This is a genomic window from Streptomyces aureus (assembly GCF_001418135.1).
Lineage (GTDB): Bacteria > Actinomycetota > Actinomycetes > Streptomycetales > Streptomycetaceae > Streptomyces > Streptomyces aureus_A.
On the sequence record NZ_LIPQ01000588.1, the window covers coordinates 433 to 3055 of the forward strand.

2 protein-coding genes are annotated in these 2623 nt (G+C 76.9%); both read right to left on the minus strand.

Annotated features, from left to right (window positions below):
* Positions 1-1897 (minus strand): ABC transporter permease (locus tag AOK00_RS34550; RefSeq protein ID WP_055604086.1); only part of this gene is annotated, 1897 nt, incomplete at its 3' end.
* A partial coding sequence (locus AOK00_RS34555) for an ABC transporter ATP-binding protein (protein WP_055604087.1) occupies positions 1891-2623 on the minus strand: 733 nt, incomplete at its 5' end. The genes AOK00_RS34555 and AOK00_RS34550, both read right to left, overlap by 7 nt.

Genomic DNA, 2623 nt, shown 5'->3' on the forward strand with positions numbered 1-2623 from the left:
CCCGCAGGATCTGGGCCCGGGTGGCCCCGGCGAGCCGGAGGGAGGCCAGTTCCCCGCCGCGTACGGAGGTCGCCATGAGCAGGGTGTTGGCGAGGCCGATCACCGTGTAGACGAGGGCGATGCCGAGGACCAGGACCATGCCGAGCCGGGCCTGCGGGCTGCCGCTCGGCGCGCGCGCGGCGTCGGCCCACGCGTCGGCCGTCCTGACGGTGCCGCCGCTCGCCTCCAGCGCCCGCACCGTGGCCGTACCGCCGCCACGTGCGTCGATCCGGTCAGGGACGGAGCCGGGGGCGTTCGCCCGGGTGACGTACGGGCCGTTGTCGCCGGTCCCGAGGGCGAGGACGGCCGCGACCCGGAGCCGTACCGGACCGGTCCCGTCCGCCCGCCAGACCTCGACGGTCTCGCCCACCCGGCGCCGCTCGAACTCCTCGTTGACGACGATCGACCGGTCGTCGAGGTCCCGCGGATCGCCGGCGACCACGGGCAGCCGGGCGAGCTCGGCGAAGGCCGCCGGATCGGTGACCGCCCGCGCCCCGTACTTCACGACGGCCGCGTCCCCGTCCCGTACGAAGACCGAGGTCGGCCCCGTGGGGGAGACGACGGCCCCGCCGGGCGCCGCCACCGGCCTCAGGGCCGGGCCTGTCACGACGTACGCCGCGGCCGTCTGCTCGCGCCCCTCGGCGCCCTTCGCGCGCGTGACGCTCGTCGCCGAGCCGAAGAGCGTCCCGGCGAGCGCCACGGTCACGAGGACGGGGGCGGCGACGGCGGCCGTACGGCGGACGGAGGCGGCGCTGTTCTCCCGTACCAGCGTCCCCACGGCCCCCCGCAGCCTCAGCAGCCGGGCCGCCGGCCGGACCAGGAGCGGGGAGAGCAGGGCGATGCCGGTGATCAGGAGCATCGGCAGGGTCGTGTACGTCTTCCGCTTGAGCAGCGCGGACGGGTCGGTCGCGTACGTCCAGACGAGGAGGCCCAGGCCGGCCAGGAGCAGTCCCGTGCCCAGCAGGGCCCGGCCGAGGGGCAGGGGGTCGGCGTCGACGTCGGCCTCGCGGAGCGCGGCCGTCGGGCCGACCCTCCCGGCCCGCCGGGACGCGGCGATCGCCCCGGCCAGGGCGACCGTCACGCCCGTCCAGAACGCCGCGTGGAAGGGCCAGGCCGGGCCGCCGACCGTGAACCACCCGGGCGCGAGGCCGCCGTCGACGAGGGTCCGGGCGAGCAGCGGCGCGCCGGCCGCGCCGAGCGCGCACCCGGCGGCGGAGGCGAGGACGCCGAGCGCCGCGGCCTCGACGAGGAGGAGGCGGCGGATCTGTCCGGGGGTGGCTCCGGCGGTCCTGAGCAGCCCGAACTCGCGGCGGCGCAGGGCGACGGCGAAGGCGAAGGTGGAGGCGACGACGAAGACGGAGACGAAGGCGGTGACGCCGCCGGAGGTGCCGAGGAGGGCGTTGACGCCGACGAGAGCGTCGGCGTCCCGGTCGTGGCCGGGGTCGGCGCGCCGCCGTTCGTCGCCGGTGAGGACCTGGGCACGATCGCCGACGAGGGCGCGGACCTCGGCGGCGGGGGCGTCGACGCCGACGGCGTCGGGGCCGCCGGAGGAGGTGACCGTCCAGCGGGCCCCGAGCTCGCGGAGCAGTTCGTTGTCCACAGGCTGTGGGCGGTCGAGCCGCTGCGCCACGGACCCGGGTCCGGGTCCGCGCCGTACGTCCAGTGTCAGCCGGACCTGACCCTGCACCACGACGGGCGAGGAGGCGAACCGCTGAGGAGGACGCTCGGGCGGGTGAAAGGTCGCGGACAGCCCGAGGCCCATGGTGGCGAGCAGCCCCACGCCGAGCGCGAGGGCGACGAACCCGCCGAGGAAGGAGGCCCAGCGGGCACGGAGGCCGGAGAGGACGACGGTCAGCACGAGACGCTCCCGGAGGGGGAGGCGGCCGCGTGGGCCGGACCCGGCTCCGCGACCGGCGCGACCGTCTCAAGCGCGGTCATCCGCTCCGCGACCGCCGCCACCGTCGGGGCCGGAAGCTCGCCCGCCACACGTCCGTCGACCAGGAAGACCACGCGGTCCGCGCGGGCCGCCGCCACCGGGTCGTGGGTGACCATGACGATCGTCTGACCGTCCCGGTCGACCAGCTCCCGCAGCATGTCGAGCACCTCGCGGCTCGTCGTCGAGTCGAGCGCGCCGGTCGGCTCGTCGCCGAAGAGAACGGCCGGCCGCGTGATCAACGCCCGCGCGATCGCCACCCGTTGTTGCTGTCCGCCCGACAACTCGCCCGGCCTGCGCCGCTCCCGCCCCGCGAGCCCGACCCGGGCCAGCGCCTCCCGGACCTCGGTACGGGACGGGCGGCGGCCGGCGAGCCGGAGGGGCAGGGCGACGTTCTGCGCGGCCGTGAGGGCGGGCAGCAGGTTGAAGGACTGGAAGACGAAACCGATCCGGTCCCGCCGCAGCAGGGTCAGCCGCCGCTCGCTCAGCCCTTCGAGGGCGACCCCGCCGACCTCCACCTGCCCGGAGGTGGGCCGGTCGAGCCCGGCCGCGCACTGGAGCAGCGTGGACTTGCCGGAGCCGGAGGGGCCCATGACGGCGGTGAAGGTCCCGGCGCGGAAGTCGAGATCGACGCCGTCGAGGGCGCGGACG